Here is a 12762-nt window from a genome sequence, read left to right as displayed (position 1 = left end):
TCCGGGCTTTGCGGTACTGAACGTATAGCAGCGCGGCTTAACCCGCTCCCAACGCCGTGTTTAGTACGCCAGCAGCTTTTCTACGCACTGGCGCAGGCGGGCATCGGCCAGAAAATTCTTTTCCAGCGGCGGCGCAAACGGAATGGCCGAATCGAGGGAAGCCACGCGCTGAATGGGCGCGTCGAGCAGGCTAAAGCAATGTTCGGCAATCCAGGCGCCGATTTCGCCGCCGATACCGCCCGTGAGCGTGTCTTCGTGCAGGATAATTACGCGGCCGGTTTTGGCCACGGTGGTGCGCACGGCCTCCTGGTCCCATGGCAGCAGCGTGCGCAGGTCAACGATGTCGGCATCGAGCTGCATTTCGTCGGCCAGCTTAAGCGCCCAGTGCACGCCCAGGCCGTAGGTGATGATGCTCAGCTCGGAACCCTCGCGGGCGGTGCGGGCCTTACCAATGGGCACCGTGTAATAATCGGTGGGCACCTGCTCGGCAATGGAGCGGTACAGCAGCTTGTGTTCGAAATAGATAACCGGGTTGGGGTCTTCGATGGCGGCGGCCAGCAGGCCCTTGGCATCGTAGGGCGTGCTGGGATACACCACTTTCAGGCCGGGCGTGTGCACAAACCACGCTTCGTTCGACTGCGAGTGGAAAGGCCCGGCGGCCGAACCGGCGCCGGTGGGCATGCGCACCACCACATCGGCGTTCTGGCCCCAGCGGTAATGGCTTTTGGCGAGGTTGTTCACAATCTGGTTGAAGCCGCAGGTCACGAAATCGGCGAACTGCATTTCCACCATGGCTTTTTTGCCTTTGATGCTCAGGCCCAAGCCCGTGCCCACAATGGCCGATTCGCAGAGCGGGGTGTTGCGCACGCGGCCCTTACCAAACTGCTGCACGAAGCCGTCGGTAATCTTGAACACGCCGCCGTACTCGGCAATGTCCTGGCCCATGAGCACGAGGTTGGGGTAACGCTCCATGCTCTGGCGCAGGCCGTCGGAAATGGCATCCACGTAGCGGCGCTCGGTCGTGGGCGCGTCGGGCGCGGGCGTTTGGTCAGGGGCGGTGAAGGGGCGGTACATGTCGGCCACTTCCTCGGCGGTGTCGGCCGTTACTTCGGGCGTGTCGAACACCACGCGCCAGGCCTCATCGATTTCGTCTTTGATGGTGCGGCGGTAGCGCTGCTTGGCTTCCTCATCGAGCACGCCCTGTTCCAGCAAGTACCGCTCGAAGTTTTCCACCGGGTCTTTCTGCCCCCATTCGTCGAACAGTTCCTGCGGTACGTACTTGGTGCCCGAAGCTTCCTCGTGGCCGCGCATGCGGAACGTGAGGGCCTCCAGCAGCACGGGGCGCGGGTTTTGGCGCATATCCTCGGCGAGGCGGCGCACGGTGTCGTACACTTCCAGCACGTTGTTGCCGTCTACCTGCACGGCTTCCATGCCATAGGCCGGGCCTTTGTTGGTAAACGAGCCGTGGCGGAACTGCTCGTTGGAGGGCGTGCTCAGGCCGTAGCCGTTGTTTTCGACGATGAAAATAACGGGCAGCTGCCACACGGCGGCCACGTTCAGGCCCTCGTGGAAGTCACCTTCCGAAGCGCCGCCGTCGCCGGAGTACACCACGGTTATTTTACCCTCGTTTTCCAGCTTGCTAGCCAGGGCAATGCCATCGGCCACGGCCAGTTGCGGACCCAGGTGGCTGATCATGCCCACAATGTGGTGCTCGTTCGTGCCGAAGTGGAAGCTACGGTCGCGGCCCTTGGTGAAGCCGGTTTTCTTGCCCTGCCACTGTGCAAACAGCTGATCGAGCGGCAACTGGCGGCTGGTAAATACGCCCAGGTTGCGGTGGAGGGGCAGAATGTACTCGTCGGGGTGTAGGGCCAAGGTGCTGCCCACCGAAATGGCTTCCTGCCCAATGCCCGAAAACCACTTGCTCACCTTGCCTTGGCGCAGCAGAATGAGCATTTTTTCTTCGATCATGCGCGGCTTTACAAGGCCTTCGTAGAGGCGCAGCAGGTCGTCGTTTGAGTAGTCTTTGCGGTCGAATTGCATCGGGTGGAAGGTATTCGGGGAAAGGTGGCGGCAAAGGTAGAAGGTTGGGCGAAAGGGCCGAGGGGTTTCCCTATCCTTCTGCCCAAAGCCCTAAGGCTTCACGGTGCTTGGCGGCAGACCAGTCGCGGCGGCTTCGCTCTTGTAGCCCTCGGCTTTTCCAGGGTTATGGTAGCTTCGGGCCGCCTTTAGTTCGGACTTATGGCGTTCAGCCCGCAACGGCTGTTTCCACCGCCGACTACCCGCTTTTTACCTTCGTTACTGCATCCCCCTTTCGTGCCGCTGCCCACTAAACGCTTGCTGCCTTCTATTGCTGCTGTGGCACTACTGCTGGGCGCATGCTGGCTAAGCGTATTCCGTAGGCTGGGCGAGTTGCCTTTGCGCCTGTGGGACGAGTCGCGGCTGGGTGTGAATGCGCTGGAAATGCTGGCTTCGGGCAACTTGCTGGTTACGCAGTACAGCGGCCACACCGATTTGTGGAACAACAAACCGCCGCTGCTCATCTGGCTGCAAGTCCTGAGCATGCAGGGCCTTGGGGCATCGTTAACCAGCCTGCGGGTACCCACGGCCCTGGCAGTACTGGCTACGGTTTTGGTGGTGTACATCTGGGGCCGCCGCTGGCTGGGCACTTCGGTGGCCGGATTGGCAGCGGGCCTGATGCTGCTCAGCACCCCCGGTTACGCCATGGAGCACGTGACCCTTACCGCCGACTACGAGGCCCTGCTTATCCTCTGGACTACCCTGTTCAGCTTTTACTGGCTCGATTACCTAGCCACCGGCCGCCCCGGCGCAGCGCGGCTAACGGGCGTTTTCGTGCTGTTGGCGGTGCTAACCAAAGGTATAGCAGGCTTGCTCATGCTACCGGGTTTGCTGCTCTTTACGCTGGTAGCGGGCCGGGCATCTTACCTGCTTCGACCTGCTGTGTGGCAGGCCGTGGCGCTAGTGGCATTAGGCGTTCTGGGTTGGTACGGCCTGCGTGAGTGGGCCGAGCCGGGCTACTTGGCGGCGGTATGGCGCAACGAGCTGTACGGCCGGGCTAGCGAGGCCATTGAAGGGCACGTGGAGCCGCTGCACTTCTATTTCAGCATGCTGATGCGGCGGCAGTACTATTGGTGGTTGCTGCCAACCGTGGTGGGCTGGGCCATAGGCCTACGGCAACCGCGCGAAAGCCGCCCGTGGCTGCTGGCTTGGTTTACATTGTTCGTTCCCTTGGGTCTGCTCTTGGTACTTACCCTCGTGCCCACTAAGCTGGAATGGTACAGCGCGCCGGTTTACCCGTTGTTGGTTTTGGGGGCGGCGCTGGGCTTGCAACGTATTGCTCAGCGGTTTGGAGGCGGCTTTCCGGGCTGGCTGGCCTGGCCGGCAGTGCTCCTCATAGTTGCTGTGCCGTACGTAAAACGCCTGCGCTACGCCTCGGCCCTTATTGCTCACGAGCAGAGCAAGCTACCGGCCCTTACCGGACGGCATATAGAACAGCAGGCTCACGCCCTGCCCCAGGTCCGTCACTACGGGGTGGTAACCAACCGCGGCTACGCGCCGCAGTACGTTTTTTACCGCTTGCTGGCCGCCCGGCGCCATGCCCACCAAGCCGATGCAGTGAACTATTCCATTATATCGGAGCAGCCGGCAGGGCGGGTGGTAGCGGCCTGCGGGCGGCGGGCACAGGCGCAGTGGCAGCAAGGCTGGAACACCCGGGTGTTGTTCCGCACCGACTCCTGCGCAACGTTGCGGCTGCTATCGAAGCCCGGTTATCGAGCGTTACCCCAGCCCAAGTTGGCCAAGTAGGCGCCGCCGATTCGGTGCGCATGTAGTAGCTTAGCCCGGCTAGCCTTAATTGTTTCCCTTGTGCCCCGTCTGACGCATTTCTTGGCCCCGTTGCTGTTGCTGGGTGCCGCCGGCTTTTTGTTGTTCTGGAAGCTAGGCAGCTTGCCAGTCCAGCAGTGGGACGAATGCCGAACGGGCATAAATGCGTTGGAAACCCTCTTGCACCGCGACTGGCTGGTGATGCGCTACCAAGGCGAGCCAGACCTGTGGAACTCCAAGCCGCCGCTGCACTTGTGGGCGCTCAGCCTCAGCTTTGCCACGCTCGGCCCCACCGAATTCGCACTGCGCCTGCCCTCTGCTTTGGCCGCGCTGGCTACGGTAATGGCCGTATATGCCGCCGGCCGCCGCGCACTGGGCAGCCCTGCAGCTGGCCTGTTGGCAGGTCTGATTCTGGTTACGGCTGGCGGTTTTACGTCGCTGCACGTGGCCCGCTCCGGCGACTTCGATGCCATGCTCACGCTCTGGACCACCCTGGGCACGCTGTGCTGGCTAACGTATCTGCGTACCGGCCGCGGCAAGTGGGCTTGGCTCACCGGTCTGGCCTTTGCACTGGCGCTGCTCACCAAAGGCATAGCCGGTGCATTGCCCGGGCCCGGATTGTTGCTGGCGGCCTGGGCTACCGGCAACTGGCACCGCCTGCGTAACCCCGCTCCGTGGCTGGCGGGGGGCTTAGCTGTCGTGGCCCTAATAGGTTGGTATGGCCTGCGCGAAGCCATAGCACCGGGCTACCTGGCCGCCGTAATGCAGTACGAGCTAAGCATGGCTACCGAAGGCCTGGAAAACAACGGGCACTCCCCCGTTTGGTACATAGGCCGTTTGCTTGAATACAACTTTCCTCCCTGGCTGGCGGCGGCTATACTGGCCGTAGCACTGGCCTGGCGCCGCAACACGCCACCTTCCCCGGCGCAGTTGCTGGTACGCGGCGCCGCCTGCGTAGCAGGCAGCCACCTGCTGATATTGTCATTGGCCAGCACCAAGCTTTCCTGGTACGATGCGCCCATTTATCCGCTGCTGGCATTGCTGGCCGGAGCGGGTATCACCTGGGCCGCCCAGGCGGTTTCGGCGCAGTACCAGTGGCAGCTCCGCCCCGTTATCGTGCTGCTGCTGGTGCTCCTGGTTGCCGCTGGCCCCTTCGCCGACCGTCTCGCTCATCTGCGCGAGTTACACCAGCGGCGCTACACGGTGGCAGCCTTGCTGTACGGCCAGCACCTGCGGGCCCAGGTTACCGCGCTGCCCGAACTGCGCACGTACACCTTGCTGCGCGGTAACGAGTTCAACGACAGCCCCGAGTTTTACCGTACCGCTGCCCAGCTAGAATTGGGCCACGACATCGGCCGCGCCGCGCCCTGGGAAGCCGGTTCCCTGGAGCCCGCTACCGTGGTAGTGGCCTGCGGCGCCGAGGCCCGCAAACCCTGGACGCAACGCTACGAAACGCAAGTGCTGCTGCAAACCGATTCCTGCGTAACCCTGCGGCTGGTGCAGCGGCGGTAAGGTTGTTTCTACCAAACTACCAATTACCAGCAACCTCTCTTTTTCAGGAAAGGACTCAGATAACGGGGGCTATTGGCGGTATACTGCTGTAAAACTGGGCTCTGGCTGATGTCCCAGCACGGGCAACCCCCAACGCTGAACATTGCTTACCACTGACTGCAACAAGCACGCTGCAGGTGCGTGCCGGAACGGAGGGGCTAGCGCTTGGCCCAGGTGGTGACGGACTCCCGACCCGTCGTGGTGCGGGAGCCGACCATGAGCACCAGTTCCGTGTCGGCCAACCGCTGGATAGCAAACGTGGTGGTCGGTGTGTAACCGGGGGCGTTGGTTTGCACCAAGCTCGTGGCCGTGTAGGTATAGGTGCCTGTCCGCCCCGTTTGGCCGTTGTAGGAGTATTCAAAGCGGCCGTCCGCGCGGAAAACGTAACGCCAGATCTGCCCGTTAGCCACGTACGTGTCGGTAGTGGTGCTGGAGGCCACTGTGCCGTCCGGTTTAAAGTCGGTTACTACTTGCTTGGTCAACTCCCACGTGCCCGCGAGGCGGGGGAGCGGGGGCACCACGGGTGAGGGGGTCACCGGCGCGGGGTCCTCCTTTTTTTGGTCGGCACACCCAAGGGCCAGAACCGAAACAAGCACGAGCAACAAGCGGGAAAAGTGGAAAGGCGGCATTGGGCAAAACGCTAAATTTTATGAAAATACATGCAGTGTCCAAAGCCCTTGCAACGGGGTGGGCTTTGGGGCAGGGGCCGGTACAGCAGTTTAGTGCAGCACCACCCGCTGAGTGGCGGTGCCGGCCGGGCCGTTGACCTGCAGCACGTACACGCCGCGGGGCAACTCGCCGACGGGAACCGTAGTGGCCGCCTCCGGCACGGCAAAGCGCAGCACAGCCCGCCCTAAAGCGTCGCGCAGGGTGGCGGCGAGCGGGCCGCGCGTGCCGGTCGGGCGCTGCACGGTCAGGCGGTCGGCCGCCGGGTTGGGGTACACGTCTAGGCCGGCGAGTTGGGCGGGGCGGGTGGCCGTGGGCTGGGCCATGCTGCGGTTGAGGAACACGCGCACGGTATGGTCGCCGGCGCAGGCCACCACCACATCTTGCACGAAGTCGCCGTCCACGTCGCCTAGCTGCAGGGCCACCGGCATGTGCCGGCGGGGAAACGCAGGGGCGTACCGTAGCGGGCGAAGCCGGTAATGCCCGTGTGCAGGAATACCTGCAGCTGGTGGTCGGCGGTGAGCACCAGCAGCTCGTTGCGGGTGTCGCCGTTCAGGTCGGCCAGCAGCACCTGGGTGGGGGCGCCCGAGAGGGCGTAGCTGGTGGGCGAGACGAAGGCGCGGTTGCCGTCGTTGATGTGCATCACCACGTTGGCGCTGCCGGTGTGGCCCACCACCGCGTCGGGCAGCCCGTCCAGGTTCACGTCGCCGGCGGCCGCGCACGAGGGCGTCACGCCCCCGCTCGGCAACTGCACCCGGGAACCAGGGTCGCTCCACCAGACGGTGGAGGGCACACCCGGCGAGGCCCAGGCCACGGTGAAGGTGCTGCCGACCGGGTTGGTTGTCAATACGTCGCGGCGGCCGTCGCGGTTGAAATCTTCGAGGGCAACGCCCCGTGGAGCGTACCCGGGATTAAAGTAGCTGCCCGAATTGGGCGGAATATTGCCTTGGCCGTCGTGCTGCTCCCAGCTCACGGAGCGGTGCGGGGCGAAGGGGGTATCGTACGAATAGGCAAAATCAACCTGGTCGTTGTTGTTGATGTAGGCGGCCACCAGCTGGGGGCTGGGCGCGGGCGAGCCGGTGCCGAAAGGACGCGTGGTGCGCGTGTAGCTGGGTTGGGGGGCCAGGTCACTGCGCAGCAACGTCCATTCACTTCCCGGCCCGCTGAGGGCCACCAGGTCGACGGCCGGGCGGAGCAGGCGCGAGCCCAGCGCCACGGCCACCAGACCGGTGGGCGACGCCCCCGTTGGGAAGGAGGCGTAGGGGGTGGGGAAGGCGCCCGCCGGGCTCTGCAGCCACACTGACACGGCATCGCGGCCTTGCTCGCACACGGCCACGTCCAGGCGGAAGTCCCGGTTGAAGTCAGCCACGGCCAGGGCGCTGGGAGAAGCCCCGGCTGGCAGGGTTATGACGGCACCCGCTTGGAGGCGAAAGGCAGGCGGACCGATTTGTGCAATGGCTCCTGAAGCCGGTATCAATGCACCAAAAATTGAATAAAGTAGAAGTTGTTTCATCACGCTAAAGTTAAGTCATGTTGCATGATTGCTAGTATCACGAAATGGTTGACAAGCCAGATTTTCGCCGAACCTGCCACCCGTTTCGTAGGTTGTACCCCAATACATTCCCTCCTGCCTTTTCGCATCCGATGATACACTTCCAGGAATTCACCCTCGCCAACGGCCTGCGCTGCATCGTGCACGAAGACTTCACGCAGCCCATGGCCGTACTGAACGTGCTCTACAACGTAGGCTCCCGCGACGAAGACCCCGAACACACGGGTTTCGCGCACTTGTTTGAGCACCTCATGTTCTCGGGCTCGGTGAACATTCCCAGCTACGACGAGCCCCTGCAGCTGGTGGGCGGCGAAAACAACGCCTTCACCTCGCCCGACATTACCAACTACTACCTCACCCTGCCGGCCGCCAACATTGAAACCGGTTTCTGGCTGGAATCCGACCGCATGCTGAGCCTCGCGTTTTCCGACAATGGCCTGGAGGTGCAGCGCAAAGTGGTGGTGGAAGAGTTTAAGCAAACCTACCTCAACCAGCCCTACGGCGACGTGTGGCTGAATCTGCGTCCCCTTGCCTACCAGCAGCACCCGTACCGCTGGGCCACCATTGGCAAGGAAATCAGCCACATCGAAAACGCCTCCATGCAGCAGGTGCGCGACTTTTTCGCTAAGCACTACTCGCCTTCGAATGCCATTTTGGTGGTGGCTGGGGCCGTGGCTTTCGAGGAAGCCAAACGCCTGGCCGAAAAGTGGTTTGAGCCCATTGAGGCCGGCACCCGCTACGAGCGGCAACTGCCCGCCGAGCCCCGCCAAACCGAGCCCCGCTTTATGCAGTTGGAGGCCGACGTTCCGCTGAGCGCCCTGTACAAAGTGTACCACATGCCCGGTCGCGCCGACGATGCCTACTTCGCCGCCGACCTACTGAGCGACGTGCTGGGCCGCGGCAAGTCGTCGCGCCTGTACCAGCGGCTGGTGAAGGATCAACCGCTGTTTAACGGTATTTCGGCCTCGGTGAGCGGCTCCCTCGAGCCGGGCCTGCTCGTTATCAGCGGTAAGCTGAATCCCGGCGTAAGCCTCGCCGACGCCGATGCGGCCGTGGCCGCCGTAGTGGCCGAATTAGCTCAAACCGAAGTGGCCGCCGACGAGCTGGAAAAAGTAAAAAATCAGGCCGAAGCCAGCATTGTGTTCAGCGAAGTGGAGCTGCTGAACCGCGCCATGAACCTGGCTTACTACAAGCTCATCGGCGACCCAAACCTGATTAACCAGGAAAGCGCCCGCGTACAGGCCGTTACTCCGGCTTCGTTGCTGGAAGCTGCCCGCGAAGTATTGCGCCCCGATAACTGCTCAACGCTGTACTACCAGGCCCGCCCGCAGCAAGCCACTCCCTCCGAAACCGCCGACCTGGAGGCGGCCACCGTGTAAGCGTCCCATCGGCTTCGGCTTACAGCAAAGCCCCCGCCTCGCGTGCCGGTAACCGGTTTGAGAAGCGGGGGCTTTTAGTTGTAGTACCGCAGGCGGCTACTGAATGCCGTTGCTGTAATCCTGGCTGCGGGGGCGCGTGGAGGGCTTGTACTTAATGGGGCGGCCCATGTAATCGGAGCGGCTGCGGGTGGAGGGCAACAGGGGCGAACCAGGCGCCACGCTCATGCCTTCTACACGGCTAGGGGTACTGGCATTGCTGCCGTATGCACCATCCCAGCCACCAGCCGAGCCAGCATCGGCGCCGCTGTTCTGCGACTGCGCTTGGGCAGGTGCTGTCGTTGCCTGTTCGGTTTTAGGCGCCGGAGCGGGCGTTTCGGTTACCGGTCCCCAGCCGTCGTCAGCCTTGGCAGCCTTGGTCGTCGTCGACTTGGTGGTTTTTTTGGTGGCTGTCTGGGCGTGGGCGGCTGTATAGCTAAGGCCCATCAACAGTGCGAGAAAAGTTAACCGTTTCATGGAGCGAGTACGTCAGGAGGTGGGTTAATGAAATACCACGATGTGTACGAGCAAACCGCAAATCCGGTCACATAAGTTCTTGCTAATCAATTATAAACACACTATATATAAGGTTTCGCGTAAAAAGATACTGGTTTCAAAAGCAGGCAAAATCAGCGAAATAGGCCGCGTTTAAAAGGAAAAACCGCTCCGTAAACGCCCAAAATATTGGGACGTTTACGGAGCGGTTTTTTTGTTATTACCGGCGTTTCCGGCCCGATGATTTTGTGGCTTTGCCCCCGTTCGAGCCCGAGCTCATGGAAGTAGCCGTGGTACGCTTGGCCGTTACCGGCGTCGAAGTCAGCTTATTTTTTGGCTTGATGGGCCGGCCCATGTAATCGGTGGTGAGGGGCATGGGCATGCCCAACCGCATGCCGGGAGCCAGCTTCTGGCCGTTGCCATCGGGGCCGTACTTGGCCCGGGTGGTGGCGTAATGGCTGGAAGGACGGCGCTTGCGGGTTTGGGCCTGGGCAGAAAAATCGGCAAGAATACCTGCTGTGAGCAACAGCAACGGAAGTAGGAAACGCGTCATGGCATTGATGATGAAGGTGGTACCGCTAAAGGCAGGTCACCCTCATACGTGAGCCAAGCGAATTAAGGCTGAGAGTTTCCGTAAAATGGCTGAACCGGAGCGGCCGTACTTCCCGCACCATCGGATTACCTTTGCTCCCGTTATGCAGGATACGATTCAGCAGCTCCAGCAGGAGATTGAAGCCTACGACGTGGCCACGGCGCCCCAGCTCGACCAGTTTCGCATTGCCTACACCGGCCGCAAAGGCCGCATTGCCGACTTGTTCGACCAGCTTAAAACCGTGGCGCCCGAGCAGCGCAAGGCCGTGGGCCAGCAGCTCAACGCCCTCAAGCAGCTGGCGCAGGACAAGTTCGACCAGCGCCGCCAGCAGCTCGAGGAAGAAGCCAGCAGCCTGCCCGCCGACCCCGGCTACGACTACACCCTGCCGCCCGTTCCCGGCGCCCTGGGCACGCGTCACCCCCTGAGCCTCACCCGCGACGAAATCGTGCGCATTTTCGCCCGTATTGGCTTTAATGTAGCCGAGGGCCCGGAAATTGAGGACGACTGGCACAACTTCTCGGCCCTGAACTTCGCCGAAAACCACCCGGCCCGCGAAATGCAGGACACGTTCTTCCTGCCGCCCGCGGCCGGGGAGGAGCAGAACCGCCTGCTGCGCACCCACACCAGCACCGTGCAGGTACGCCTGATGCAGAGCCAGAAGCCGCCCATCCGCAGCATCATGCCGGGCCGCGTGTACCGCAACGAGGCCATTTCGGCCCGCGCCCACATGGTGTTTCACCAAATTGAGGGCCTGTACATCGACGAAAAAGTAAGCTTCGCCGACCTCAAGCAAACCATCTACTACTTCGCCCAGGAGTTTTACGGCGCCGACGTGAAGATGCGGATGCGCCCCTCTTATTTCCCCTTCACCGAGCCCAGCGCCGAGGTGGATATTTCCTGCCTGATCTGCAAAGGCGCGGGCTGCAACATCTGCAAGTACACCGGGTGGGTAGAAATCCTCGGCTGCGGCATGGTCGATCCGAACGTGCTGCGCAACTGCGGCATCGACCCTGAGCGGTACTCCGGCTTTGCCTTCGGCATGGGCCTGGAGCGTCCCACCATGCTCAAGTACCAGATTAAAGACCTGCGCTTGTTCACCCAAAACGACATGCGCTTTCTGCGTCAGTTCGAAGCCATTCACTAGGCTTCGGGCCCGGCAATTCTAACTAGCTTCGCGGCGGGGTGATTTTCGACAGAACGTCACCCCGCCGCCGTTTTATCCCGCTCCCATGTCCCAGGAAACGTCCTCCTCCACTTCGTACGTAATCAAAAAGGTAGCCGTGGTAGGCGCCGGCACCATGGGCGCGGGCATTGCCCAGCTGTGTCTGCAGGCCGGTTTTCCCACGGTGCTCTTCGATGTCAACCAAGCTACCTTGTTTCGGGCCCAGCAAAGCGTTGAAGCCGGTCTGGGCAAGCTGGTGGAGAAAGGCCGCCTCACGGACGAGGAGCGCACTGCAGCGCGGCAACGCCTCACGCTCACCCACGAGCTGGAATCGGTGTGCGCCGACTTGGTGATTGAGGCTGTGGTGGAGAAAATGGACGTGAAGCACCAGTTGTTCCTGGATCTGGCCGCCTGCAACGGCGCGCAAACCATCATTGCCTCCAATACTAGCACCTTCCCCATTACCCAACTGGCCGCGCCCGTGCCCCACCCCGAGCGGGTGGTGGGCATGCACTTTTTCAATCCCGCCCCGCTCATGCCGCTGGTCGAGGTTATTTCAGGCGTGGCTACTGCCCCAGCCGTAACCGAGGCGGTACGCGAGCTAGCCCTGAAGCTGGGTAAAACGCCCGTACTGGCCGCCGATGCGCCTGGTTTCATCGTGAACCGCGTGGCCCGGCACTACTACGTCGAAAGCCTAAAAGCCGTGGAAGAGCGCGTGGCCCCGCTGGAAGTGGTCGACGAGCTGTTGGAATCGGCCGGGTTCCGCATGGGCCCGTTCCGCCTCATGGACCTCATCGGCATCGACACCAACTTTGCCGTTACCAGCTCCCTTTACGCCTCCTTCCACTACGATGCCAAGTTCCGGCCCAGCCGCGTGCAGCAGCAAAAAGTAGACGCCGGCCACCACGGCCGCAAAACCGGCCGCGGGTTCTACCAATACTAAGCGCTACGAACGGAAACCGTAGCAGCCAACGTTAAACATACCATGAAGTCTTTCGCGCTGTCCCTGAATTCCGTTCGTCGTTGCGTGCTGCTTAGCCTAACGGCCCTCCTGACCCTGGCCGGCTGCGGCTCCTCCGATACCCCGCCCGAGCCGTTGATTCCCTCGGCCATTGTAAACGAGAACCTCAACCTCACCAACCAGCAGTATGCCGCCCTGCGCCTCGACGGCGGTTACGTGTACCTGAACGCGGGCGTACGTGGCATCATTGTGGTGCGCCAGAGCCCCCAGCAGTATTTCGCCTTCGAACGCAACTGCCCCTACCAGCCCTACGACGATTGCGCCAAGGTCAGCGTTGATGCTTCCGGTCTATTCATTACCGACGCATGCTGCGGCTCCCAGTTTGATATGCGCGGTCAAGTAACCGCCGGCCCGGCCCGACGCCCTCTCCGTCAATATATTACCGGCCTCAGCGGCAACTTTTTAAGTATTTCCAACTAACATCCACTGATTTTTTTGCCACAAACCGTTGCACAAATCGGTAACGCT

At 62.0% G+C, this 12762-nt stretch carries 12 protein-coding genes; 6 read left to right on the top strand and 6 right to left on the bottom strand.

Annotated features, from left to right (window positions below; genetic code table 11):
- Positions 1 to 60: 60 nt before the first annotated feature.
- Positions 61 to 2040, bottom strand: a complete 1980-nt coding sequence (locus ABD903_RS21425; protein ID WP_345227635.1) for an alpha-ketoacid dehydrogenase subunit alpha/beta — start codon at positions 2038 to 2040, stop codon at positions 61 to 63.
- A 273-nt stretch (positions 2041 to 2313) separates the two neighbouring features.
- On the opposite strand from ABD903_RS21425, the gene ABD903_RS21420 reads away from it, so the two are divergent.
- Both ABD903_RS21420 and ABD903_RS21415 read left to right on the top strand, forming a co-directional pair.
- Entirely contained in the window at positions 2314 to 3822 is a 1509-nt protein-coding gene (locus ABD903_RS21420) for an ArnT family glycosyltransferase (RefSeq protein ID WP_345227633.1), read from the top strand.
- Positions 3823 to 3882: 60 nt separating this feature from the next.
- Complete coding sequence (locus tag ABD903_RS21415; protein ID WP_345227631.1) at positions 3883 to 5352, top strand: ArnT family glycosyltransferase; 1470 nt, start codon at positions 3883 to 3885, stop codon at positions 5350 to 5352.
- Between the two features lie 197 nt (positions 5353 to 5549).
- Here the strand turns inward: ABD903_RS21415 and ABD903_RS21410 are convergent, their stop codons facing one another.
- From ABD903_RS21410 to ABD903_RS21400, 3 genes are all read right to left on the bottom strand, one after another.
- Positions 5550 to 6020, bottom strand: a complete 471-nt coding sequence (locus ABD903_RS21410) for a lipocalin family protein (protein WP_345227629.1) — start codon at positions 6018 to 6020, stop codon at positions 5550 to 5552.
- Positions 6021 to 6110: 90 nt separating this feature from the next.
- Positions 6111 to 6488, bottom strand: a complete 378-nt coding sequence (locus tag ABD903_RS21405) for a T9SS type A sorting domain-containing protein (protein WP_345227627.1) — start codon at positions 6486 to 6488, stop codon at positions 6111 to 6113.
- Entirely contained in the window at positions 6467 to 7426 is a 960-nt protein-coding gene (locus tag ABD903_RS21400; RefSeq protein WP_345227624.1) for an FG-GAP repeat domain-containing protein, read from the bottom strand. The genes ABD903_RS21405 and ABD903_RS21400 overlap by 22 nt, the downstream gene beginning before the upstream one ends.
- Before the next feature lie 275 nt (positions 7427 to 7701).
- Between ABD903_RS21400 and ABD903_RS21395 the strand changes: the two genes are divergently transcribed.
- Positions 7702 to 8988, top strand: coding sequence for a M16 family metallopeptidase (locus ABD903_RS21395; RefSeq protein ID WP_345227622.1), 1287 nt, complete (start codon positions 7702 to 7704; stop codon positions 8986 to 8988).
- 96 nt (positions 8989 to 9084) lie between these two features.
- On the opposite strand, the gene ABD903_RS21390 is transcribed toward ABD903_RS21395, so the two are convergent.
- Both ABD903_RS21390 and ABD903_RS21385 read right to left on the bottom strand, forming a co-directional pair.
- The gene (locus ABD903_RS21390; RefSeq protein ID WP_345227621.1) at positions 9085 to 9501 is read right to left on the bottom strand and encodes a hypothetical protein; all 417 of its coding nucleotides are present in this window, start codon (positions 9499 to 9501) and stop codon (positions 9085 to 9087) included.
- Between the two features lie 238 nt (positions 9502 to 9739).
- Entirely contained in the window at positions 9740 to 10072 is a 333-nt protein-coding gene (locus ABD903_RS21385) for a hypothetical protein (RefSeq protein ID WP_345227619.1), read from the bottom strand.
- Positions 10073 to 10214: 142 nt separating this feature from the next.
- Here ABD903_RS21385 and pheS point away from each other — a divergent pair, with 142 nt between their 5' ends.
- The 3 genes from pheS to ABD903_RS21370 all read left to right on the top strand — a co-directional run bounded on the left by pheS (position 10215) and on the right by ABD903_RS21370 (position 12714).
- The gene (gene pheS, locus ABD903_RS21380) at positions 10215 to 11255 is read left to right on the top strand and encodes a phenylalanine--tRNA ligase subunit alpha (protein ID WP_345227617.1); all 1041 of its coding nucleotides are present in this window, start codon (positions 10215 to 10217) and stop codon (positions 11253 to 11255) included.
- Between the two features lie 85 nt (positions 11256 to 11340).
- Positions 11341 to 12216, top strand: a complete 876-nt coding sequence (locus tag ABD903_RS21375) for a 3-hydroxyacyl-CoA dehydrogenase family protein (RefSeq protein WP_345227615.1) — start codon at positions 11341 to 11343, stop codon at positions 12214 to 12216.
- A gap of 42 nt (positions 12217 to 12258) precedes the next feature.
- On the top strand, positions 12259 to 12714 hold the full coding sequence (locus ABD903_RS21370; RefSeq protein WP_345227614.1) for a Rieske (2Fe-2S) protein: 456 nt from the start codon (positions 12259 to 12261) through the stop codon (positions 12712 to 12714).
- Positions 12715 to 12762 lie beyond the last annotated feature (48 nt).

Origin of the sequence: Hymenobacter koreensis, assembly GCF_039541855.1 — a bacterium.
GTDB classification, from domain to species: domain Bacteria; phylum Bacteroidota; class Bacteroidia; order Cytophagales; family Hymenobacteraceae; genus Solirubrum; species Solirubrum koreensis.
The sequence above is the reverse complement of the archived record's forward strand: the minus strand, read 5'-3'. Positions and strand labels throughout refer to the sequence as shown.

Excerpts from the sequence above, each read along its gene's own strand:
- ABD903_RS21425 (WP_345227635.1), bottom strand. The coding sequence starts at position 2,040 with ATGCAATTCGACCGCAAAGACTACTCAAACGACGACCTGCTGCGCCTC.
- ABD903_RS21410 (WP_345227629.1), bottom strand. The coding sequence starts at position 6,020 with ATGCCGCCTTTCCACTTTTCCCGCTTGTTGCTCGTGCTTGTTTCGGTT.
- ABD903_RS21405 (WP_345227627.1), bottom strand. The coding sequence starts at position 6,488 with ATGCCGGTGGCCCTGCAGCTAGGCGACGTGGACGGCGACTTCGTGCAA.
- ABD903_RS21395 (WP_345227622.1), top strand. The coding sequence starts at position 7,702 with ATGATACACTTCCAGGAATTCACCCTCGCCAACGGCCTGCGCTGCATC.
- ABD903_RS21390 (WP_345227621.1), bottom strand. The coding sequence starts at position 9,501 with ATGAAACGGTTAACTTTTCTCGCACTGTTGATGGGCCTTAGCTATACA.
- ABD903_RS21385 (WP_345227619.1), bottom strand. The coding sequence starts at position 10,072 with ATGACGCGTTTCCTACTTCCGTTGCTGTTGCTCACAGCAGGTATTCTT.
- pheS (WP_345227617.1), top strand. The coding sequence starts at position 10,215 with ATGCAGGATACGATTCAGCAGCTCCAGCAGGAGATTGAAGCCTACGAC.
- ABD903_RS21375 (WP_345227615.1), top strand. The coding sequence starts at position 11,341 with ATGTCCCAGGAAACGTCCTCCTCCACTTCGTACGTAATCAAAAAGGTA.
- ABD903_RS21370 (WP_345227614.1), top strand. The coding sequence starts at position 12,259 with ATGAAGTCTTTCGCGCTGTCCCTGAATTCCGTTCGTCGTTGCGTGCTG.